The organism is Arthrobacter sp. JCM 19049 (assembly GCF_001310435.1).
Genome location: NZ_BAXF01000890.1, coordinates 1 through 601 on the forward strand (window position 1 = coordinate 1; position 601 = coordinate 601).

Annotated in this window: 1 protein-coding gene and 1 pseudogene; both read right to left on the bottom strand. The window is 71.5% G+C overall.

The annotated features are described in order from the left end of the window. A pseudogene (locus tag JCM19049_RS16950) lies at window positions 1–292 on the bottom strand (hypothetical protein); the annotation flags it as partial. Window positions 293–338: 46 nt separating this feature from the next. Then, on the bottom strand, window positions 339–494 hold the full coding sequence (locus JCM19049_RS16955) for a hypothetical protein (protein ID WP_279403500.1): 156 nt from the start codon (window positions 492–494) through the stop codon (window positions 339–341). Window positions 495–601: the final 107 nt, after the last annotated feature.

Genomic DNA, 601 nt, shown 5'->3' on the forward strand with positions numbered 1-601 from the left:
CCGGCAGCGGCACCACGGTGCGCCGTGGACACAGCTCGTGAAGCAGCAGCGGGCGCAGCCCCGGCACCAGATCCACATGGCAGGTGCCGGCGATCCGCTGGGCGATCGGGCGCGGCAGCCTGCTGCGGGTGGGGCCGTAGGACATCAGGCCATCGGAATGCACGGTGATGGGTGCGTCGTGGAAGATCCGGGCCAGCGCCTGGGACGGATTGACCTGGATCGACTCGAGCACCAGGTGCACCGGTTCGCGGCCCAGGCCCCAGGCGGTGCGCAGCAGGCGCTCGAAGGTCACCAGTTCCTCGGTGCGCGGTTGAAGGCCCCGACCCGGCGCGGGGCGATCAGCGCCCCGAAGTCCACGACGGCATCGAAACGCTCGGCCAGGCCGGGAAGCCGGGCACCTCATCGAGCGGCACCGTCAGCTCCGGGGCCATTGAGCCGTTGGCCAGCACCAGGATGCGGCGCTCGGCCGGCGGCAGCAGTCCGGCGTCAAGCATCGCCGCCAGGCACATGACCTGGAAGCTGGTGGGAGGCGGCAAGCAGCTGGATCATGCTCCCACCCCCGCCGGGGCCGGGGTGTACACGGTGCGTAGCAGCTTGCGCC